Genomic DNA, 20,403 nt, shown 5'->3' with positions numbered 1-20,403 from the left:
TTATATAAGGAGGTTTTATGATAACAGCAATAACAGCGGGGATAGATATTGGAGCAAAGACTGTTAAGGTGGTAATTCTAAAAGGTAAGGAAGTTATAGGCAGAGGAATGGCTATTACCGGTTTGGATCAGAAAGAGTCGGCCGAAAAAGCATTTGCTGCAGCTATTAAAGAAGCAAAAATCGATCAGAAGGACATTGACAGAGTGACAGCCACGGGTGTGGGCAGGACGGAGGCGCCCTATGCCAGCAGCCAGGTTACCGAAGTAGGAGCTGATGCAAAAGGAGCGAATTTCCTTAATTCCGCCGTTCGTACGGTAATTGACATAGGAGGAGAAGAGGGCCGGGGTATAAAGGTTTCTCCCGAAGGCAGGACCAAGGATTTTGCTATCAATGAAAAATGCGCAGCAGGGGCCGGAGCTTTTGTCGAAGCGATGGCAAGAGCTTTGGAACGTCCTTTAGATGAATTTGCCAAGCTTGCCCTTAAATCTACAAAAAGTATTCCCATGAATGCCCAGTGTGCGGTATTTGCCGAGTCAGAGGTGGTTTCTCTTATTCATGCAAAAACCGCTCATGAAGACATTTCAAGGGCAGTCCATGATTCCATTGCCGACCGGATTATCTCAATGGTAAGAAGAGTAGGCATAGAAAAAGAGGTTATGCTGATCGGTGGAGTGGCGCATAATGTAGGTTTTGTAAATTCTATTAATATAGGCTTGAAACTGGAAGTGATAGTTCCGGAATATCCCGAATATGTCGGAGCATTAGGAGCTGCACTGGTAGCCGCTGAAAAACAAGAATAGATGGAGGACGATCATGGCTGAAGAAAAAAAAGAATACTGGAGATGGTTGGAGTCACGCTGGACCAACCCAAATATAAACTGGAGACAGGCAAAAATAATTACCGGCGGTGTTGATGTCGGCTCGGTAAGCACACAAGCTGTAATTATGGCCGATGGTGATTTGTATGCCTTTGCTAATATGAGAACCGGATCCAACAGTCCTGACAGCGCCACGAACGCTTTCAACTGGGCTCTCGAAGGAACCGGCATGACTGAAAGCGATGTTAAGTACACAGTGGGCACCGGATATGGCCGTGTTAATGTTCCGATGGCAAACAAAGCTATTACCGAGATCGCCTGCCATGCGCGTGGCGCAAATTTTATGTATGGCCCCACGGTTCGTACGGTATTGGATATGGGCGGCCAGGATTGCAAGGCAATCCGGATCGATGAAAAAGGGAAAGTCGAATCTTTTCTGATGAATGATAAATGCGCAGCCGGAACAGGAAGAGGTATGGAGGTATTTTCCGATCTTCTTACTATTTCAATCAATGATGTCGGTAAGATGTCCTTAGACGTAGAAGAAGAGCCGGAACCGGTTAGTAGCACCTGTGTAATTTTTGCAAAAACCGAAGCAACTGGTCTGCTTAGGCAGGGATGGCCCAAAAACAAAGTTCTGGCGGCATATTGCCGGGCAATGGCAGGCCGTGTAAACGAATTGCTTCAAAGAGTGGGCGTAGTAAAAGATTTTGCCATAACCGGAGGAATTGCAAAAAATGCGGGAGTCGTAACACGGCTTGAAAAAATCCTTGGGTTGAAAGCGCTTACTCCAAGGCATGATACTCAGCTTGCCGGCGCAATCGGAGCTGCTTTGTTTGCCAAGGGTTTGTTGGAAAAGGACCTCAAAAAATAAAGGTTAAGGAGAGAGTATGCTTGCCAATTATGGTTATAAGGATGGGTCAGGGGATTATTTCATAACCATTGATACTGATAAGTGCAACGGTTGTGCTAAATGTGTTGATGCTTGTCCGCAGTCAGTTTTTGAAATGGGCGAGGATGATAGTGACCCTCTTCGTGAAGAGCCTGTAGCCAGAGTGAGCGGAGAGCAGCGAAAAAAACTGAAATATGCCTGTGCTCCCTGCAAACGCTATCTTACTACTCTTTCGGGAGGTAAAACCGAAGAGACAATGAAAGAGATAGCAAAGTTGCCTTGCGTAGTAGCTTGCGAGTTAGGGGCGATTAATCATTCCTGGTAGTATAACAAAAAGGATCGGTTTGTAGATTTTTCAAGCGACGGGAAAGGGCTTCACCTGTTCCGTCGCTTGAAGTAGATTTTGGTGGTTGCACTCTAACCCCATGCCCGGGCTTAATTGCCGCTGGCTTATTGACGATCTTTTTACAAGACCATCAAGCTTTAGCGATAAACGGACAAAAGAGATGTTTATGCAAACCAGATCTTGATTCTGTTTATGATATAAGGCAGCTTATTATGTTTTCATCTGTTTAATCTTTCAAAAGAGAGACAGGTTATATCCATAGTTTTTTTAGATTTGATTTTGGAGGCAGTATATGGCCGAGATTAGTCTGACAATAGACGATAAAGAAGTAATAACCGAGGCAGGAAAAACTGTCCTGCAAGCCGCTTCACAAGCGGGTATTTATATTCCCACCCTATGTTCTCACCCTGATTTACCCAATTTTACTACAGTAAAACCAAGTGAGTTTATTTACCGTGGTGAAGAAAAAATTGTTACTGAAGAACACTCGGCGCTTGAAGGCGGTTGTATGCTTTGTCTGATTCAAATGGAAGGAGAAGAAGGATTGTTCTTTTCCTGTCAGACCGAAGCAAAACCGGGTATGAAAATATCCACCAATTCTCCTGAAATTCAGGAAGAAAGAAGAAAAGCTCTCGCAGCTATTTTGGTTAATCATCCTCATGCTTGCCTCACATGCGCCCAGAGGGAAGGATGCACGCGTGAGCCATGTTCCACCAGTGTCAAGGTCGAAGAGCGCTGCTGTGTCAATTTCGGCAATTGTGAATTGCAAAAGGTAGCTGAATATATCGGCATCCCTGAAGATACGGGAAGATACATACCACAAAACCTGCCGATTATAAAAGATGATCCTCTGTATAACAGAAATTTTAATCTTTGCATAGGCTGTTTGCGTTGCGTAAGAGCTTGTAATTCTTTAAGAGAAAATGATGTATTAGGTTTTGTAGTAAAAGACGGGAGAGTAATAGTCGGCCCTAAAAAAGCTCCTATGCTAAGAGAGGCTGATTGCAGATTCTGCGGAGCTTGTGTTGAAGTGTGTCCCACAGGAGCTCTTACTGATAAAATAAAGATAACGGAATCAAATCGTGAGGAAACTCTTGTGCCGTGCAGGGTAGCTTGCCCTGCCGGGATAGATATTCCCAGATTTGTTAATTATATAGCAAAAAGTGATTTTGATAAAGCAATTGCAGTTGTCAGAGAAAGGGTTCCCTTGCCCGCTGTTTTAGGTGCGGTCTGTTTTCATCCTTGTGAAGTTAAATGCAGGCGTGGTGAAGTAAATGAGTCTGTTGCTATTTGTGCTCTTAAGCGCTTTGTTGCTGAAAATGACAGTGGACTATGGAAAGAAAAAAGAAAAAAACTTCCTGCTACCGGTAAAAAAGTCGCGATCATAGGCTCGGGACCGGCCGGTTTGGTTTCTTCATACTATCTGGCTACACTGGGGCATGAAATAACGATATTTGAAAAAGAAAATAAACCCGGTGGAATGCTGAGAGCCGGCATCCCATATTACAGATTAACGGAAGAGACTCTTCAGAAAGATATCGACAGTATTTTGGAGCTGGGGATCAATCTGAAAACAGGCGTTAAGGTCGGTGATGAACTTTCACTTTCTGATATAAAAAATAAATTTGATGCAGTATTTATTGCTGTTGGGTCATCTCTTAGCAGAAAACTCAATATTGAAGGTACGGATGCGGAAAATGTTCTTTGGGGAGTGGAATTTTTACGTGAAGCAAGCATGCAGCCGCTTCCGTTAGTAAAAGACCGGATTGTTGTTATAGGCGGCGGTAATGTCTCAATTGATGTTGCGATGACTGCTTTAAGGCTGGGCGCAAAAGAAGTAACTATGGTTTGTCTGGAAAAGAGAGAAGAAATGCCGGCGCATAAATGGGAGATAATGCAGGCTGAGGAAGAAGGAATTAAAATAGATAATTCGTGGGGGCCCAAAAGAATCCTTAAAAATAATGGTCGTGTTTCAGGAATTGAATTTGTGCGTTGCGAAAGTGTTTTTGATGATGCCTGTAAATTCAATCCTTCATACAACGAAAACGATTTAAAGACTATTGAATGTGACAGCGTGATTCTGGCGATAGGACAGGCTTCAGATTTATCTATTATCAAAGATATTCCTGATATCAAAACCTCAAGAGGTGTTATCGAAACCGATAAAGATCAATATACGGGCGCAAACGGCATTTTTGCAGGAGGAGATGTTGCTATGGCTCCGGGCTCTGTTGTTGATGCGGTGAGAATGGGGAGAAATGCGGCAATAGCTATTGATAAACATCTTGGCGGGGAAGGAAATATTTCTGAAGTTCTTACTGAGCCTGAGCCGAGAAATCCAAAAACAGGAAAAGTTGAAGGTTTCGGATATTTAAATAGGACTCCTGTAACATGTATTTCCGTCGATGAACGTAAAAATAATTTTAATCTTGTTGAGCAGATATACAGCAAAGAGGAAGCAATCAAGGAAGCAAACCGTTGCATGCAATGCGATTTAAGACTTCAGATTTGCGGCATAAAATCACCTCCTGAACATTATCTTGAATTCAATGCCGAAAATGTCGGCAAAGTTCCTGAAGTATCAGGCGCGTATCAGCTTCTGGACAACGATAGAAAAATTATTTCAATCAAGGGAGCAATGAATATACGGCAGGCTCTTGACGAAGCATTAGCCGAAAACAAAAATGCCGTTTGGTTTGAATGGGAAGCGGATGAGATGTTTACGAAAAGGGAAAGCGAACTCATCCAGCAATATATGCAGAAATACGGAGAAATGCCGTCAGGCGGCATGGACGAACTTGATGACCTCTTTTAGAAATTATGGCTTATATCCATAATATTCAATAAATATAGGATGTTAATATTATGATACAGCTTGTCAAGCTAATTTCTTGACAAGCAAAAAAATATAATTCATAGTCAAATTTGTTTGCTGTTTAAGTTCCTTAAGAAATAATAAAATCAAGTCGCTGTGAGGAGCAAAATGAAGGAAATCTTATATGATGATCTGATTAAAGGCATGCAATTGCCTGATATGACATATGCTTTAACAGATGATGTTATTGATAAATATCTGGAAGCAATTGACGATCTAAACCCGCTTTATCTCGATGAAGAATTTGCTAAAAAAACCCCGTTTAACGGCAGGATTGTTCCTCCCATCTCCATGGCTATTTACAGCACTGTAAGCAGCGTTATTAAACCCTTAAAACAGAAAACGCCTCCGGGATTGATACATGCCAGCCAGAAATTTGAGTTTACCGGACTGGTTAGACCTGGTGATGAATTGTTAATTAAAACTATAGTCGAGGACAAATATGAAAAAAAGGGGAGAAAATATGTTGTCTTCAAGTCTGAGGTATTCAACAAAGACGGTCAAAAGATAGGGACAAGCTGGCTAAGTCCGATATGGCCTAAGTAAAAAATGTATTATCAGGGGAGAGGGTATGAGTTGTTACAGAACTTTTGAAGAATTAAGCATAGGGGAAGAGCTAACCCCGCTGATAAAAAAAATGACGCAGGAAAAGATCAATAGATATGTCAGTATTGCCGAAGATTACAATCCGATCCATACTGATGAGGAATTTGCAAAAAAAACACCGTTTAAAGGCATAATTGCTCCCGGTTATCAGACAATGGCTTATATTTCTGAATTAATGAGCCGCGATTTCGGCAATGCCTGGTATATTGGAGGAAAACTTGATATCAGGATGGTAAAGGTTGTAAGGCCTGGTGATTTATTGACTGCCAGAGCAAAAGTTGTTGATAAAAAAGAAGAAGATGGGAAAAATATTGCGGTCTTTGAAGTGCATTTGGTAAATCAGAACAATGAAGATGTGATTATCGGAAGTGCTGAGGCAGCGTTCCCTAAAAATAACTAAAATTTTAAGTTTTAAATATAACAAAAAGGAGAAAAAATATGGCGGAAATGTTGGATTATCAGGATGTAGTATTAATTGACGGAGCGAGAACTCCTATTGGAAAGTTCGGAGGATCTCTTAAAGATCTAATGGTATGGCAGATTGGCGCTATGGCAATCAAGGGTGTTATGGAAAGAACCGGAATAGATCCGGAGCAAATTGATGAAGTAATTATGTCCCATACAAGACAAGACGGAACGGGAACCAATCCTGCCCGTAACATGATGCTTTTTGCCGGTTTGCCTAAAAGGATTCCGGCGCATACGGTAAATATGGTTTGTGCCGCCGGGTTGAAGGCCGTGCATCTGGCTGTTCAATCGATCCGTTTGGGCGAAACCGAAGTTGCGATTGTGGGCGGATCTGAGAGCATGAGCAATATTCCTCATATGTTAAGGGGTGCTCGTTGGCGTCCTCTTGGAAGATTGAATAATATTTCAATCGATGATGCTTTTTTATATCTTTCAGATAACTACAGTAAACTGACTCCGGGACTTACCGCCGAACGCTGCAGTGAGAAACACGGTCTTACCAAAGAAGAAAACGATATTACAGGTTATGAGAGCCACGTTAAAGCTGCCAAAGCCTGGGCTGACGGCGTTTTTGATGACGAAGTATTTCCGGTCGATATTCCGGGTGAGAAAATTAAAGGCGGATACAAACCTTTCACCTTGTATAGCGATGAGTGCTATAGAAAAGACGCCAGTATGGAAAGTATGAGAAAACTTCCTACGCCCTTTAAAAAAGATGGGACAGTAACCGCAGGAAGTTCATCGGGCATCACAGACGGATCAGGGGCTTCCCTGATAATGTCCCGCAAGAAGGCCCAGGAATTAGGCCTTAAGCCTATAGCTTCTTTTGTTGATTTTCTCTTTTACGGATTGGAGCCGGCAGATTTTCCTGATGGGCCCGGACTTTCAATTCCAATAATACTGAAGAGAAACAATATGACTTTAGATGATATGAAGTATGTTGAAATTAACGAAGCATTCGGATCTGTGATTCTTGCGGCTGAAAAGATGCTGAACTGGCATGACCGCGATAAGCTGAATCCTCATGGCGGCTGCATTGCTCTTGGGCATCCTACCGGTTATAGCGGCGCCCGGCTTACTCTTCATCTTGCTCATACTTTAAAGAAGGGTGAATACGGGTTGGCTTGCCTTTGCGGCGGCGGCGGCATGGCCGGAAATATGATTATAAAGAGTGAAAGAGATCCTAATCAGACTTTTAAGAAGGTTATCGTAGGGCTTGATGAGAAAACAGGAATGGCCGTTTCAAGGGAGCCTTCTGCCGGAGATCTGGAAAAAATGAAAAAACATGAGATCATCTGATATAAACAATATATAGGTTGATATAAATAATATACCAAGGAGATTTAAACATGGCTATAGAAAAAGTTGCCGTAATAGGCATGGGACTTATGGGCGCCGGAATTGCGCAGGTTTATGCAGAAGGAGGATGTGAGGTATATGTAACAGATATCTCGGAAGACTATATAAAAAAAGGAATGGCCAGCATCGATAAATTCCTTTCTAAAACCGTTGCCAAAGGCAAGATGGAAGAAGCAAGAAAAGCTGAAATATTGTCAAAGATCAAACCTATCAAAGATATTAGCGAAGCAAAAGATATTGATCTGGCTCAGGAAGCTGTTCCTGAAGACATGGCGCTTAAAAAGAAAATTCACAAGCAGCTTGATGAAGTTCTTCCCCCGAATGTAATTCAGGCGATATGCACTTCGGCTCTATGTATAAGCGAAGTTGCCGGAGCAACAAAAAGGCCGGAAAAAGTTATAGGAACTCATTTTCACAGTCCTGCCCAGGTTATGAAGATGGTTGAGGTTATCCGCGGATTGAATACTTCAGATGAGACAGTAAAAGAAACCAACGATATTTTATTAAAATGCGGTAAGAATGCTATTAATGTAAAGGACTCTCCCGGATTTATTACAAGCCGGGTTTGGTGTCCCTTCGGAATGGCTGCAATCCAGACACTTACTGAAGGAGTTGCTTCTAAAGAAGATATTGATACCGCTCTTAAAGAAGGATTCCATCATCCACTGGGCCCCCTTGCTCTTATGGACATAATCGGGCTGGATGTAATGCTGCATGCTGCATTAGATTTGGAGAAGAATTTTGGTCCTGCTTACTCGCCGCCGCCTCTTTTAAAGAGAATGGTTGCAGCAGGCCAGCTTGGCGTTAAAACCGGCAAGGGATTTTACGATTATTCAAAGAAGTAATTTACAATTCCTAATTTCACCCTCCCCTGTATCCCCTCCCCTCAAGGGAGGGGAAATAAAAGAGGCCTCTCGCCCTTGGGGGAGAAGTAACGAAAATCTTCCCTCGCCCCTTGGGGGAGAGGGTCAGGGTGAGGGGATGGAAAGTGATGTAAAATAAAATGGCTTATAAAAATATATTATACGAGATTGAAGACGGCATCGCAAAGGTGACTTTGAATATACCTGAAAAGATGAATCGTTTAACAAATGAAACCATGAAAGAAGTGGTTGCCGCCCTTAATGAAGCAAAAATCGATGACTCGGTAAGGGTTGTCGTTATAGGGGCTGCCGGCGATCAGGCCTTTTGCGCCGGAGCAAATCTTGCTGATTTCAAAGGTCTTTCACCTGTTGAAAGCCGTAAGGTTTTTTCTGCTTTTGCGGACCTTTCCAGAATTTTTATTAATCTTGGAAAGCCGTCAATTGCCGCAGTAAATGGACTGGCTCTTGCGGGAGGTTTCGGGCTTGCACTTTATCCCGATATTACAATTGCTTCTGAGAATGCTAAATTCGGTCTTCCTGAAATTAACGTCGGAGTATGGTCATGCATGGTTTCCGCTTCTCTGCCTAAGCTTGTGGGAAGAAAGAAAGCTCTGGAATTGCTGATGACCGGCGATATGATTGATGCAAAAGAGGCTGAAAGAATCGGTCTTGTCAATAAAGTTGTTGCCCATGATAAATTGCAGGAAACTGTTATGAATCTTGCCAGAAAGATCAGTAAAAAAAGCCCGGCAGTAATGAATTTGGGGCGGAATTCGTATTATACGATGTTGGATATGGAATATGACAAGGCAATTACTTATCTTCTGGAAATTCTGGCAATAATTGTAAGCACCGAAGACTGCCAGGAAGGCGTGACCGCTTTTACTGAAAAGAGAAAGCCCGTATGGAAGGGAAGGTAGAGAAAAATATGGAAGAAACAACAGCAAGTACTGAGGTAGTGCTTCTTTCAAAACGTGAGCATGTTGCCGTTGTTACATTGAATCGTCCCGAAGCGATGAACAGCTTAAATGGCGCCGTTTTTTCAAGATTAAAGAAAATAATTGACGAACTTGAAGCAGATGATGAAATTCGGGCGATCATCATAACAGGGGCTGGTGATAAAGCTTTTTGTGCAGGAATTGATCTAAGAGAACGAAAAGGAATGAGCAGCAGGGAAGTCAATTCTTTGAGAAATGATATAATTTTTCCATGTTTTCGCAGCCTTGAAGATATGAAAAAGCCTTTGATTGGAGCTATAAACGGCCTTTCTTTGGGCGGGGGCGCGGAGATAGCCCTGATGTGCGATATAAGAGTTGCATCAGATAATGCCCGTTTTGGTCAGACCGAAGTTAAATGGGCCATTATTCCGGCAGCCGGCGCCTGCCAGCGGTTGCCTGCGCTTATTGGTTTGGGTAGAGCAAAAGAGTTGCTTCTTACCGGCAGGATTATTGATGCCGCGGAAGGAGAGAAGATAGGATTATTTAATTTTGTAACCCCTTCCGCCGCTTTATTGCAAAAAGCATATGAAGTAGCTGATATGATCGGTGAAAACGGTCCGGTTGCTGTAAGACAGATTAAAAAGGCGGTTGATCTTGGCGCTAAAAACAATCTTGCCCTTGCCTTTGACAGTGAAGCGTCTGAAGCATGTTACCATACCCAGGATCGGCTCGAAGGAATAACGGCTTTTAATGAAAAAAGAAAGCCTAAATATAACGGAATGTAAACGGCGCTAAATCAATATGTTAGCGACATAAGGAGGACTTAATTTATGGAAGATATTAAAGCAATAGATATAATGAATTATCCCATTCAGGTCAAAAGTATTGTTGATTATGATTTCAACAAATACGAAGAATGGGCGATGATGGCTAAAACAACATTCAAGCCTTTTTTCCCGTTGGGACGTTTCCCTAAAACTCAGGAAGAACTGGAACAGCATAAGCATCTTTACGGGACATCATTTTATCCTTTTGCAACTGTTGATGAATTCATTGCTGCAATGGATAAGGACGGATATGACAGAGTTTGTATTGCAGCTGTTAAGATGTGGTCTTTTAGAAGAAGCTTCAGTCTGATTTTTGATTTTACTATTGACCAGGTTAATGAAATGGTCAAACAGGGAAAAGGAAGGATAATAGGAGTAGCGGGTTACAATCCTTTCAGGATAGATGAAAGTCTTACCGATATTGAAAAATCGGTCAAAGAATATGGTTTTAAATTTGTGTATGCGCATCCGATTACTTTCGGTTTGCCTTTTAATGACAAGAAAATGTATCCGCTTTATGGCCTTTGCAGCTCACTTAAGATTCCTGTTTCCATGCAGGTTGGACATAGCGCCGAGCCGCTTCCAAGCTGGGTAGGAAATCCCATGACCGTTGATGAGGTTGTGATGGATTTTCCGGATCTTATGATAAATCTTTCTCACACCGGGTTCCCGTGGATCAATGAGTGGATCGATCTGATCTGGAAGCATCCCAATGTTTATGGCGATATCGCAGCATATATGCCCAAAAACCTTGATCCTGAGATAATCAAGTTTATGTCAAGTGGAAAGGGTAACAACAAAATTATGTGGGGCAGCAATGGCATAGGTTTAACGCATGGCAAGCACCAGCTTATGGAAATGGATATGAAAGATAAATTCAAAGAAAATATCCTTCGTAATAATGCCTTAAGGTTTATGGGGCTGGCGAGCTAATTTCAAATAAGAGGTAAATGATATGGATTTTCAATTAGAGCCTGAACTTGTTCAGATCAGAGATACAGTTAGAAAATTTTGCGAGAAAGAAGTTACCCCGTTTGCCGAAGAATGGGAAAAAAACGAAGTATTTCCTCGCGAAACAATCAGAAAGATGGGTGGGCTTGGTTTTTTTGCTTCCCCTTTTCCGGAACAATATGGCGGCACTGAGTTGGGTTTTCTGGCCAATATCATTGTTGCTGAAGAACTGGGAAGAGCGTCGCTGGGTTTGGCCTGCTGTCTTAATATGCAAAGCGGCACCTGCCCGATGACTCTTTTGCTAAACGGTAATGAAGAACAAAAAGAGAAGTATCTTCCGGGAATAATAAGCGGTGAGCTGCTTGGTTGTTTTGCAGTAACTGAGCCGAATGCTGCAACAGATGTGGCAGGTATAGCAACAAAGGCTATCAAAGATGGGGATCATTATATTTTAAACGGATCAAAGATGTGGATTACCCATTCTTCGGTATTTGATGTCGGGATTTGTTTTGCAAAGACTGATCCTTCTCAAAGGCATAAAGGTCTGTCAGCCTTTATTATTGAAAAAGGCATGCCGGGTATGACCGGAATGGCTGAAAAAAATAAACTTGGTGTACGCTCATCAGATACCGGTCAGATAGTATTTGAAGATGTTAGGGTGCCCAAAGAAAATCTGATTGGCGAAGAAGGGCAGGGCTTTAAAATCGCAGAAAGCGCTTTGACATACGGAAGAGCAAATATTGCAGGCAGGTCTCTTGGAATCGGTCAGGCAGCAGTGGATGCCGCCCTCAAATATGCAAATGAGAGAGAGCAATTCGGACAGAAGATCGGCTTTTTCCAGATGAATAAACAGATTATAGCCGATATGGTTGCAGAAATCGAGGCTTCAAGACTGCTTGTATATCGTGCGGCCTGGTTGCAGGATCAGAAAAGGCCCAGTTCAAATGAAAGTACCATTGCAAAATTTTATGCATCTGAAGCAGCAGTTAGAGCGGTTATCGGAGCAGCCAAGATTCATGGCGCCTACACATATTCTTCGGAATATCCTGTGGCAAGGCTGTATCGTGATGTTATGCTGATGACAGCCGGAGAAGGAACATCAAATATTCAAAGATTAATAATTGCAAACAACGCGTTAGGTTGGAAGTAAGCGGTTTATATGAAATATGGAACTAAACCAAAAACAGGAAAAATAAGTGCGCAAGAAGCGATAGAGATGATCGGAAGCGGCCAGCGGGTTGCATTGAGTCCTGTATGTGCTGAGCCGCTCAGTTTAGTTAAGGAACTGATCAATCAGAAAGACCGGCTTGAAAATGTAACCTTGTATACCATGATGCCTATGGGGGATTGTGAGTACGCCGGTCCGGAGATGTTGAAACATTTCAATGTAAAAGTATTTTCTGTAGGACCGCGTTTAATGAAATCTCTGAACGAGGGCTATGCGGAATACATCCCCTGTCATCTTTCGCAGATACCGTTTTTTTTCAGGGAGCGTCTTATAGAAACTGATATAGCTCTTGTTCAACTTTCGCCTCCGGACATTCATGGATATTGCAGCCTTGGGGTAAGTGTAAGCTACATCAGGCCGGTGATAGATAATGCGAAAATTGTTATAGCCGAAATAAATGACCGGTTGCCCAGAACCCTGGGTGATTCTATGGTGCATATTTCCCAGGTGGATTATATTGTTGAAACCTCACATCCGATACCTACAATTCCTGTTCCAAAGATAGGAACTGTTGAAAAAAAGATAGCCCAAATAACGGCGGATCTTGTTCCTGACGGAGCTGCGATCCAGGTTGGGATCGGGAACATAGCGGATGCGATACTTCAGGAACTGACTGTGAAAAAGAATCTGACAATACATACAGGTACTTTTTCAGACGGTGCTGTGGCATTGGCAAAATCGGGTGCTCTTGACGGCATGAAAGGTCAGCCTGAAAGCGGCAGAATGACTACTACCGAATTAATCGGTACAACCGAATTATATGAATTTTGCCATAACAATCCTCTGGTTTCTCTTCGTCCCATAGATTTTACACATAATATTAATGTGCTGAGTCAGATCAATAATTTGATAAGTGTGACCGCAGGTATTGAGATAGATCTTTCAGGTCAGGTTAATGCGGAAATGCGTGGTAAAACCCTTGTAAATGGTGTCGGCGGTCAGCTTGATTTCGTCCGCGGAGCAGGAGCATCGTTTGGGGGAAAGTCAATAGTAGTTTTTCCATCCACTGCTAAAAAAGGAGAAATATCCCGGATTGTGCCGAAGCTTGGTGCAGGAGTTACTGCGACTGTTGGCAGGGCAGATATAGACTATGTAATTACTGAATTTGGCGTTGCGCATCTTAGAGGCAAAACTCTTTCGGAAAGAGCAAGAGAATTGACGGCTATAGCCCATCCGGATTTTCGGGAAGAACTAAAAAGTGCTTTCAATAAGATAAACAGTTAGGAGGATAAAGGATATGAAAAAAGTAGTTATTGGTTCCGGTTCAGCCTTTTGGGGCGATATTTTTGAGCCGGCCCTTGAAATGGCGCAAAGCGGCGAAGTCCAGTATATGGGCTTTGATCACCTTGCGGAATTGACCATGGCGATATTAAATCGTATGAAAGCAAAAAATCCGGAAGCAGGATATATCCCGGATATTATTGCCTGGACAAAAAGGCTTCTTCCGGTTACTCAGAAAAACGGCATTAAAATGATAACCAATGGTGGAGGGGCTAATCCTGTTCAGGCGGCTCTGGAAGTAACAAAGGTTATTAAGGAGTTAAATCTTGCTCCGATGAAGCTTGGTGTTGTTTCGGGAGATGACATCCTGCCCTACATCAACGATATTAGGGCACAGGGCTGGAAGTTTAAGAATATGGATACGGGCGAAGAAGATATTGATTCCATTGCCGACAGAATTGCTGCAGCCAATGCTTATATCGGTGCCGATCATATTATAAAAGAACTGAAAAACGGCGCTGATATGATAATTTGCGGCAGAGTTTCGGATAATGCTCTTTATGTTGGTCCTATTATGCATGAATTCGGCTGGGATTTCTCGGATCAGTATATAGATCGTATTGCTGCTGCTGTTACAGTAGGCCATATTATAGAATGTTCTGCATGTGTAAGCGGCGGTATGTCAAACATGTGGAAAGTGTCGGAAAGACCCTGGGATATTGGTTTTCCGATAGCCGAATTTTATGAAAACGGTGATGCTGTTATTACAAAGACAAGCGGATCCGGCGGTATTGTAAATTCATGGACGGTAAAAGAACATTTGCTTTATGAAATCATTGATCCGGCAAATTATCTGATGCCGGACGGCATCGGTGACTTTACTGCTCTTAAACTGCAGGATGAAGCCAGAAACCGTGTAAAAGTTACAGAGATGAAAGGCAAGAAACGTCCTGATACTTTGAAAGTCTGCATAGGATTCAAAGACGGTTTTATCGGTGAAGGACTGATCTACTTCCCGTCACCTGATGCTCTTGCAAAAGCCCAGTGGGCTGAAAAATGGCTGAGAGAGAGATTTAAAAAACTTGGCATAAACTTCAGAGAACTTCGTATTGATTACATGGGCGTTAATATGCTGCATGGCGAAGCTGCTGAGGTAGAAGACAGGGATTATAATGAAGTAGGTCTTAGAATAGCCGGCCGTACTCATACATATAAAGAAGCCGAAGCCGTAAGGCGCGAGGCGACACATTTATGGACTATGGGACCTGTTGGTTCAAGCTTTGGTGTTCCTATGAATGTAAGATCGGTTATTGCACTCTGGCCTTCACTGGTGCCAAGAGATGCCGTTAAAATAGAAAGTCAGTTAATGGAGGTGAGCTAATTATGAAAAAGGTAAAGCTTACGGAATTGGCTTTTGCCAGATCCGGAGATAAAGGGGATGTCAGCAATATTGGATTGATGGCAAAGTCTAAGAATATTTATAATTATTTGTTAACAGTGATAACACCTGAAAGACTTAAGGAATATTTTGGCGGTATGGTTAAAGGTCAGGTGGAATTATATCCTGTGCCTCATCTCGACAGCATAGAGATCATTTTACGCCAGGCGCTTGGCGGTGGTGCAACCTGCTCCTTAAGATTTGACCAGACAGGAAAATCAATGGGACCGGTTTTGCTGGGGATGCAGGTGCTTGTCAGCGAGGAATTGCTGGAAGAAGCAAAAGCCGTTGATGAAAGCATTAAAAAACAATACGGTGTGTGCTAGCTTAATAAGAGGCCTTTTATAAAGGCTTAGGAGGATAATGATGGATTTTGAGCTTTCTGAAGAACAGAAGATGTTCAGAGACCAGATTCGTAATTTTGCAGAGACTGAAATTGCTCCTTTGGTAGATGAAGCCGAAGAGAAAGAGGTTACACCTTTGCAACTTTTTCCGATGATGGGAAAACTCGGCTATCTTGGTATTACCTATTCGGAAAAATACGGCGGAGCTGAGGTTGATAAGATTACAGAGTGTATTCTGATTGAGGAGTTAAACAAGGTATGCGCCGGTATAGCCGGAGTGGTCAGTACCACCCATTCGGGTCTTGGCACAAGAGCAATCAATGATTACGGTACGGAAGAGCAGAAGCAAAGGTTTCTCGTGCCTGCCATCAAAGGCGAAAAGATTGCTGCATTTGCTTTAACAGAGGCTGATGCAGGTTCCGATGCTATTGCTCTTAGAACAAGAGCGGTAAAAGACGGCGATGATTATATTATAAACGGCAGCAAGATGTTCATCTCAAACGGCACCTTTTGTGATTTTGTGCCTGTTGCCTGCTATACTACCGATCCCAAAGAAGTAAAAAAGAGAGGGCAAGGAATAAGTCTTATCGTTGTTGAAAAAGGCATGCCTGGCTTTTCGGCAACAAAGCTGAAAAAATCGGGAAACCGCTCTCATGAAACAGCCCAGCTTTATTTTGAAGATGTTAGAGTGCCGAAAGAAAATCTGATAGGCGAAGAGGGTAAGGGCTTGGCTCAGATACTGACAACCCTCAAGTCCGGAAGGATATCTTATGGCGCCAGGGCTACTGGTATGGCTCAAGCTGCTTATGATCTTGCATTCAAATATGCCCATGAAAGAGAGCAGTTCGGCAAACAGATTGCAAAATTCCAGATCAACACTGTAAAGCTTGTTGATATGGCCATGCATATAGATATCATGCGTACAATGACCTATCGGGCAGCATGGATGTATTCCCAGGGAATGAATTGCATGAAAGAAGCCTGCATGTTAAAGATTTATGCAACGGAAAAAGTACAGCAGCTGATGCTTCTGGCTCTCGATCTGCATGGCGGTTATGGTTATATGCGCGAATATGCCATTGAACGTCTGTGGCGGGATGCTAAAATGTTGAATCTTACTGAAGGAACAACGCCTATAAACTATATGGCTGCGGCAAGAGAACTTGGTATATAAGCCGCTTATTAACAAGCTAAGTTAGACGGCAAGGTAAAAAGTTCCGGAAACTGGTTATCGGTTAACATGTAACACTGGAAAGTGATCCGAAAAACAAATCACAAGCAAAGAAACTGTGAATCAGAAATTAACCGGATGGGATTTTTTACTTTGCCGTCAATAGAATATAGCAGCAAAACAGTTATCGCAATAAATTTTATACCCCTCACCCTGACCCTCTCCCACAAGGGGCGAGGGAACTTCTTCTCTCTTGAGAGGGAGACAGTATTCTTTTGTTTCCTCTTCTCTTGAAGGGGAGGCAGGTCTTTTTTTATTTCCTCTCCCTTGAGGGGAGGGGATTAAGGGGAGGGTGAAATATGTCGGTTTTTATAGTTAATCACTATAGATCGGCTAAAAAGAGAGGATAAGGATAAAATGGAGTCACAACTGGTTCACTATGAAATTAAAGACAAGGTGGCCATTGTCAGCCTTGATAACCCCCCTATGAATGCTTTGGATGTTCCGACCAAAGAATGCATCAGAGATGTATTTACAGAACTGGATGCCAAAAGGAATGAGATTCGTGTGGTTATTTTACAAGGTGCAAATAAGGCTTTTGCAGCAGGGGCGGATATAAAAGCTTTTCTGGATCTTCAGCCCGATACTGCTAAAAGGCGTCTTATGAGAAGCCACAGCATGTATTCAGTTGTAGAAAACTGCGAGTGGCCGGTAATTGCCGCTATACACGGATATTGTCTGGGCGGCGGGCTTGAGCTTGCTCTTTGCTGTGACATACGTTATGCAGATGAAACAGCACAGTTCGGATTCCCTGAAGTTGGTTTGTCGATTTTTCCCGGAAATGGCGGAACAAGAAGAGCATTATACATGACCAATCTTGGAAGAATGAAAGAGCTGGTTTATACGGGAGAGATGATCAAAGCGGATGAAGCATTACGGATAGGTCTTATAGAAAAGGTTGTGCCTGCCGGAACAGCTCTTGAAAAAGCTTTGGAACTTGCGGCCAAGATTATGAAAAAAGGGCCATTGGGTGTGGCGGCGGCCAAAAAAGTATTAAACCGCACACGGGATCTTACCCTGGAGCAGGGCTTGGAACTGGAATCCGATGTATGGGCGAGTCTTGCGGCAACGGAAGATATGAAAGAGGGAGCACGAGCCTTTGTCGAAAAAAGAAAACCTGAATATAAATGTAAATAAGAGGAGTTAGCCTTATGGCAAAAGAGTTAAGAGATGTAGTAGTAGTTGACGCAGTAAGAACAGCCTTTGGCAAGGCGGGAGAAAAAGGTATTTTCTGGAAGACGAGAGCTGATGATCTGGTTGTTCCTCTGCTGAAGGCTTTAATATCAAGAAACCCGGGTGTTACTCCGGCTATGATTGAAGACAGCATCTGGGGCATAACAAATCAGATGAAAGAGCAGGGCGGAACTCTGGGCCGTGTTGCAACTATGCTTGCTGACTGGGGGCAAGAAGTTCCCGGATGTTCTATAGACCGCATGTGTGCCGGAGGTCTTACAGCAATTGGCTTTGGGTTAACTTATATTGCGGCCGGCATGGCTGACTGTATTGTGGCAGGCGGTGTCGAGCATATGGGGCATCTGCCCATGGGATATATGCGTGATCCTCATCCCAGATCATTGGAAGTAATGGGCGGGCCTACATCTTTAAATATGGGCCAGACTGCTGAAAATATTCACGAACGCTTTCCGGAATTTACCAAGGAGATGGCGGACAGATATGCTGTGGAATGCCAGCGAAAAGCGGACGAGGCAATTAAAGCTGGTAAGATGAAGGACATGATAATTCCTATAGAGGTTGAATTGGAAGACGGGACTAAAACCATAGCCGATAAGGATCAGCCGCCGAGAGCAGGTGCTACTATGGAGGGTATGGCAAGTCTAAAGACACCCTTTAAGGAAAACGGAAATGTTACAGCAGGGAATTCATCCGGATTAAATGACGGAGCAGCTGCAAGTTTGCTTATGAGTGAAAAGAAAGCAAAAGAAATGGGGCTCAAGCCCAAAATGCGTTGGATCGCAACAGCGGTTTCATCTGTGGATCCCACTGTAATGGGGATAGCGCCTGTTCCGGCGACTAAGAAAGTCCTTGAGAAAGCAGGCCTTACCATGGATGATATGGATATTATTGAATTGAACGAGGCTTTTGCTGTCCAGGCATTATACTGCCTGGACCGTCTTGGTTTGAAATGGGATGATCCAAGGGTTAACCAATGGGGAGGGTCAATTGCTTTCGGTCATCCTCTGGCTTCATCAGGTCCACGACTTGTAGCTTTTCTTGCAGGTCTGTTTAAGGAAAATCCGGGAGCTAAATACGGGTTGGCTACCATGTGCGTAGGACGCGGACAGGGTTATTCCGTGATATTTGAGAATTTGCAGAGATAGCTATACAATTGTTATAACATTTAATAAAGAACTCCTGTTTGCAAAAGAAATATAGTGAGCAGGAGTTCTTCAATCATCACGCCCCGGAATCTGTGAAGAAAACTCTCCGGCGGCCGACTCGAAGTCGATATTCATCTCATAATCCATATCGTTCGTAAAAATCTTCTCAAACCGTTTTTCTTCTGTCCAAAGGACTGCGAACGGCTCTACCTCCTTTGTTCAGCACATGCGTATATATCATTGTGGTACTTACATCCTTGTGTCCCAAAAGTTCCTGAATGGTTCGAATATCGTAACCATCCTCCAGCAGATGCGTTGCAAAGCTATGACGAAACGCATGACTGGAAACATTCTTTGTAATTCCGGAAATTTGTACAGCTCGTTTTATAGCTTTATTCAAGCTGTCCAAATGAATATGATGGCGCCTTTTAATTCCGGAACGTGGGTCAACCGACAGCGTTTTAGACGGAAAGATATACTGCCACCCCCATTCCTTATTCGCATTTCGATATTTTCTTTCCAGGGCATCCGGAAGAAAAACCATTCCATATCCCCGGATTAAATCGGCTTCGTGCTGCTTTTTTACATATCTCAGATGCACTTCAAGCTGGAGCTTAATCTCTTCCGGCAGCATAGTTATACGATCTTTTTTTCCCTTTACCATCGCGCACAATTATTTGATTCAAGCCAAAATCGGCATCCTTTACTCTTAACCTGACGCACTCAATACCACGGAGTCCGCACCCATACAATATCTTGGCTATTAACTGAAAAACGTCTGTCATCGCATCAAGAATTTCCATTGTTTCGTCAAATGTTAAAACGGTGGGTAAACGCTGGGGCATTTTGGCTCGAAATGCATCAATATTGTCAAATACATCAATGTTTAAAACCTTAACATACAAAAACAACAAAGCACTAAATGCCTGATTCTGTGTAGATGCCGATACTTTCCCCCTGATTGCCAAATCAGAAAGAAACGCTTCGATCTCAGCCCTGCCCATATCTTTCGGATGCTGTTTATCATGGAAATAAATATAGCGTTTAATCCAGCCGATATAGCTTTCTTCCGTCCTTATGGAATAATGCTTCAAACGGATTTTTTGTCTGACCAGCTCCAGAAGCCTCGGTTCTTGGCCCATGCTATTTTTCCTTGACTTGTTAAATAATATTTATTAGTTATCAGGCAATTAGTAATTACACCAATACATAAACATAAACCGTATATTAATATTTCGTAATATTGCTTTAGATATGGTTTTATCACGACTAAATTCTGAATAACACCATATCTAAAGCAAAAACAAGAATTATTTCCTATTTTATTGTTTTATATATCTATTTTAGGGTTTAGAAATAATATTAATTACCAAATTAAAATCAGATACTTATTCGTTTTATTGAATTTCGCTAAAATATTAATTAATACTATAAGATACTGAATAATAATCTGATATTAAATATTAAAAAGTTTCATTTATTATATTTTTTATTAGGAAATATTTCGTAATAATAATTGTTATCTTGAGCATTAAATTAAAAAATGAGAGATATGCAGCAAAATAAGATGCACAACAGTCCTATAATATTTATACTTCTTGGGATGCTCCTTGCTGTTTTTATATTTTAGACAGTACTAAAGGCTGGAATCCATATGGT

General features: G+C 42.4%; 20 protein-coding genes. 18 read left to right on the top strand and 2 right to left on the bottom strand.

Annotated features, from left to right (window positions below):
- Positions 1-17 precede the first annotated feature (17 nt).
- The 18 genes from VXK47_RS11630 (at position 18) to VXK47_RS11545 (ending at position 18,744) form a co-directional block, all read left to right on the top strand.
- Positions 18-800: an acyl-CoA dehydratase activase gene (locus VXK47_RS11630; RefSeq protein WP_435548949.1), complete on the top strand. Its 783-nt coding sequence runs from the start codon at positions 18-20 to the stop codon at positions 798-800.
- A gap of 13 nt (positions 801-813) precedes the next feature.
- The gene (gene bzdQ, locus VXK47_RS11625; protein WP_435548948.1) at positions 814-1,692 is read left to right on the top strand and encodes a benzoyl-CoA reductase, bzd-type, subunit Q; all 879 of its coding nucleotides are present in this window, start codon (positions 814-816) and stop codon (positions 1,690-1,692) included.
- 16 nt (positions 1,693-1,708) lie between these two features.
- Positions 1,709-2,035 (top strand): 4Fe-4S dicluster domain-containing protein, encoded by a 327-nt coding sequence (locus VXK47_RS11620; RefSeq protein ID WP_435548947.1) that lies wholly within the window; start codon positions 1,709-1,711, stop codon positions 2,033-2,035.
- A 313-nt stretch (positions 2,036-2,348) separates the two neighbouring features.
- On the top strand, positions 2,349-4,871 hold the full coding sequence (locus VXK47_RS11615) for an FAD-dependent oxidoreductase (protein ID WP_435548946.1): 2,523 nt from the start codon (positions 2,349-2,351) through the stop codon (positions 4,869-4,871).
- A 168-nt stretch (positions 4,872-5,039) separates the two neighbouring features.
- Positions 5,040-5,477, top strand: coding sequence for a MaoC family dehydratase (locus VXK47_RS11610; RefSeq protein ID WP_435548945.1), 438 nt, complete (start codon positions 5,040-5,042; stop codon positions 5,475-5,477).
- A gap of 25 nt (positions 5,478-5,502) precedes the next feature.
- Positions 5,503-5,937 carry a MaoC family dehydratase gene (locus tag VXK47_RS11605; RefSeq protein WP_435548944.1) on the top strand — a complete coding sequence of 145 codons (435 nt, stop codon included), beginning with the start codon at positions 5,503-5,505 and terminating at the stop codon, positions 5,935-5,937.
- 38 nt (positions 5,938-5,975) lie between these two features.
- Positions 5,976-7,304 carry a thiolase family protein gene (locus VXK47_RS11600; RefSeq protein ID WP_435548943.1) on the top strand — a complete coding sequence of 443 codons (1,329 nt, stop codon included), beginning with the start codon at positions 5,976-5,978 and terminating at the stop codon, positions 7,302-7,304.
- 50 nt (positions 7,305-7,354) lie between these two features.
- Entirely contained in the window at positions 7,355-8,209 is an 855-nt protein-coding gene (locus VXK47_RS11595) for a 3-hydroxyacyl-CoA dehydrogenase family protein (protein ID WP_435548942.1), read from the top strand.
- A gap of 158 nt (positions 8,210-8,367) precedes the next feature.
- On the top strand, positions 8,368-9,147 hold the full coding sequence (locus VXK47_RS11590) for an enoyl-CoA hydratase/isomerase family protein (RefSeq protein WP_435548941.1): 780 nt from the start codon (positions 8,368-8,370) through the stop codon (positions 9,145-9,147).
- Positions 9,132-9,950: an enoyl-CoA hydratase/isomerase family protein gene (locus VXK47_RS11585; RefSeq protein ID WP_435548940.1), complete on the top strand. Its 819-nt coding sequence runs from the start codon at positions 9,132-9,134 to the stop codon at positions 9,948-9,950. The genes VXK47_RS11590 and VXK47_RS11585 overlap by 16 nt, the downstream gene beginning before the upstream one ends.
- Before the next feature lie 45 nt (positions 9,951-9,995).
- Positions 9,996-10,925, top strand: a complete 930-nt coding sequence (locus tag VXK47_RS11580; protein ID WP_435548939.1) for an amidohydrolase family protein — start codon at positions 9,996-9,998, stop codon at positions 10,923-10,925.
- 22 nt (positions 10,926-10,947) lie between these two features.
- Positions 10,948-12,093, top strand: a complete 1,146-nt coding sequence (locus VXK47_RS11575) for an acyl-CoA dehydrogenase family protein (protein WP_435548938.1) — start codon at positions 10,948-10,950, stop codon at positions 12,091-12,093.
- Positions 12,094-12,102: 9 nt separating this feature from the next.
- On the top strand, positions 12,103-13,395 hold the full coding sequence (locus VXK47_RS11570; RefSeq protein ID WP_435548937.1) for an acetyl-CoA hydrolase/transferase family protein: 1,293 nt from the start codon (positions 12,103-12,105) through the stop codon (positions 13,393-13,395).
- A 13-nt stretch (positions 13,396-13,408) separates the two neighbouring features.
- Positions 13,409-14,773: an acyclic terpene utilization AtuA family protein gene (locus tag VXK47_RS11565; protein ID WP_435548936.1), complete on the top strand. Its 1,365-nt coding sequence runs from the start codon at positions 13,409-13,411 to the stop codon at positions 14,771-14,773.
- A gap of 2 nt (positions 14,774-14,775) precedes the next feature.
- Positions 14,776-15,156 (top strand): AtuA-related protein, encoded by a 381-nt coding sequence (locus tag VXK47_RS11560; RefSeq protein ID WP_435548935.1) that lies wholly within the window; start codon positions 14,776-14,778, stop codon positions 15,154-15,156.
- Between the two features lie 37 nt (positions 15,157-15,193).
- Positions 15,194-16,348 (top strand): acyl-CoA dehydrogenase family protein, encoded by a 1,155-nt coding sequence (locus VXK47_RS11555; RefSeq protein ID WP_435548934.1) that lies wholly within the window; start codon positions 15,194-15,196, stop codon positions 16,346-16,348.
- 414 nt (positions 16,349-16,762) lie between these two features.
- Positions 16,763-17,542 (top strand): enoyl-CoA hydratase/isomerase family protein, encoded by a 780-nt coding sequence (locus VXK47_RS11550; RefSeq protein WP_435548933.1) that lies wholly within the window; start codon positions 16,763-16,765, stop codon positions 17,540-17,542.
- A 14-nt stretch (positions 17,543-17,556) separates the two neighbouring features.
- Positions 17,557-18,744 carry a thiolase family protein gene (locus tag VXK47_RS11545; protein WP_435548932.1) on the top strand — a complete coding sequence of 396 codons (1,188 nt, stop codon included), beginning with the start codon at positions 17,557-17,559 and terminating at the stop codon, positions 18,742-18,744.
- A gap of 166 nt (positions 18,745-18,910) precedes the next feature.
- Here the strand turns inward: VXK47_RS11545 and VXK47_RS11540 are convergent, their stop codons facing one another.
- Both VXK47_RS11540 and VXK47_RS11535 read right to left on the bottom strand, forming a co-directional pair.
- Positions 18,911-19,378 (bottom strand): tyrosine-type recombinase/integrase, encoded by a 468-nt coding sequence (locus tag VXK47_RS11540; RefSeq protein ID WP_435548931.1) that lies wholly within the window; start codon positions 19,376-19,378, stop codon positions 18,911-18,913.
- Entirely contained in the window at positions 19,359-19,886 is a 528-nt protein-coding gene (locus VXK47_RS11535) for a phage integrase N-terminal SAM-like domain-containing protein (RefSeq protein ID WP_435548930.1), read from the bottom strand. Before VXK47_RS11535 ends, VXK47_RS11540 begins: the two co-directional genes overlap by 20 nt.
- Positions 19,887-20,403 lie beyond the last annotated feature (517 nt).

Origin of the sequence: Desulfobacterium sp. N47, assembly GCF_051233685.1 — a bacterium.
Taxonomy (GTDB): domain Bacteria; phylum Desulfobacterota; class Desulfobacteria; order Desulfobacterales; family RPRI01; genus RPRI01.
This window is presented reverse-complemented; position numbering and strand designations above follow the sequence as displayed.

Excerpts from the sequence above, each read along its gene's own strand:
- VXK47_RS11630 (WP_435548949.1), top strand. The coding sequence starts at position 18 with ATGATAACAGCAATAACAGCGGGGATAGATATTGGAGCAAAGACTGTT.
- bzdQ (WP_435548948.1), top strand. The coding sequence starts at position 814 with ATGGCTGAAGAAAAAAAAGAATACTGGAGATGGTTGGAGTCACGCTGG.
- VXK47_RS11620 (WP_435548947.1), top strand. The coding sequence starts at position 1,709 with ATGCTTGCCAATTATGGTTATAAGGATGGGTCAGGGGATTATTTCATA.
- VXK47_RS11615 (WP_435548946.1), top strand. The coding sequence starts at position 2,349 with ATGGCCGAGATTAGTCTGACAATAGACGATAAAGAAGTAATAACCGAG.
- VXK47_RS11610 (WP_435548945.1), top strand. The coding sequence starts at position 5,040 with ATGAAGGAAATCTTATATGATGATCTGATTAAAGGCATGCAATTGCCT.
- VXK47_RS11605 (WP_435548944.1), top strand. The coding sequence starts at position 5,503 with ATGAGTTGTTACAGAACTTTTGAAGAATTAAGCATAGGGGAAGAGCTA.
- VXK47_RS11600 (WP_435548943.1), top strand. The coding sequence starts at position 5,976 with ATGGCGGAAATGTTGGATTATCAGGATGTAGTATTAATTGACGGAGCG.
- VXK47_RS11595 (WP_435548942.1), top strand. The coding sequence starts at position 7,355 with ATGGCTATAGAAAAAGTTGCCGTAATAGGCATGGGACTTATGGGCGCC.
- VXK47_RS11590 (WP_435548941.1), top strand. The coding sequence starts at position 8,368 with ATGGCTTATAAAAATATATTATACGAGATTGAAGACGGCATCGCAAAG.
- VXK47_RS11585 (WP_435548940.1), top strand. The coding sequence starts at position 9,132 with ATGGAAGGGAAGGTAGAGAAAAATATGGAAGAAACAACAGCAAGTACT.
- VXK47_RS11580 (WP_435548939.1), top strand. The coding sequence starts at position 9,996 with ATGGAAGATATTAAAGCAATAGATATAATGAATTATCCCATTCAGGTC.
- VXK47_RS11575 (WP_435548938.1), top strand. The coding sequence starts at position 10,948 with ATGGATTTTCAATTAGAGCCTGAACTTGTTCAGATCAGAGATACAGTT.
- VXK47_RS11570 (WP_435548937.1), top strand. The coding sequence starts at position 12,103 with ATGAAATATGGAACTAAACCAAAAACAGGAAAAATAAGTGCGCAAGAA.
- VXK47_RS11565 (WP_435548936.1), top strand. The coding sequence starts at position 13,409 with ATGAAAAAAGTAGTTATTGGTTCCGGTTCAGCCTTTTGGGGCGATATT.
- VXK47_RS11560 (WP_435548935.1), top strand. The coding sequence starts at position 14,776 with ATGAAAAAGGTAAAGCTTACGGAATTGGCTTTTGCCAGATCCGGAGAT.
- VXK47_RS11555 (WP_435548934.1), top strand. The coding sequence starts at position 15,194 with ATGATGGATTTTGAGCTTTCTGAAGAACAGAAGATGTTCAGAGACCAG.
- VXK47_RS11550 (WP_435548933.1), top strand. The coding sequence starts at position 16,763 with ATGGAGTCACAACTGGTTCACTATGAAATTAAAGACAAGGTGGCCATT.
- VXK47_RS11545 (WP_435548932.1), top strand. The coding sequence starts at position 17,557 with ATGGCAAAAGAGTTAAGAGATGTAGTAGTAGTTGACGCAGTAAGAACA.
- VXK47_RS11540 (WP_435548931.1), bottom strand. The coding sequence starts at position 19,378 with ATGCTGCCGGAAGAGATTAAGCTCCAGCTTGAAGTGCATCTGAGATAT.
- VXK47_RS11535 (WP_435548930.1), bottom strand. The coding sequence starts at position 19,886 with ATGGGCCAAGAACCGAGGCTTCTGGAGCTGGTCAGACAAAAAATCCGT.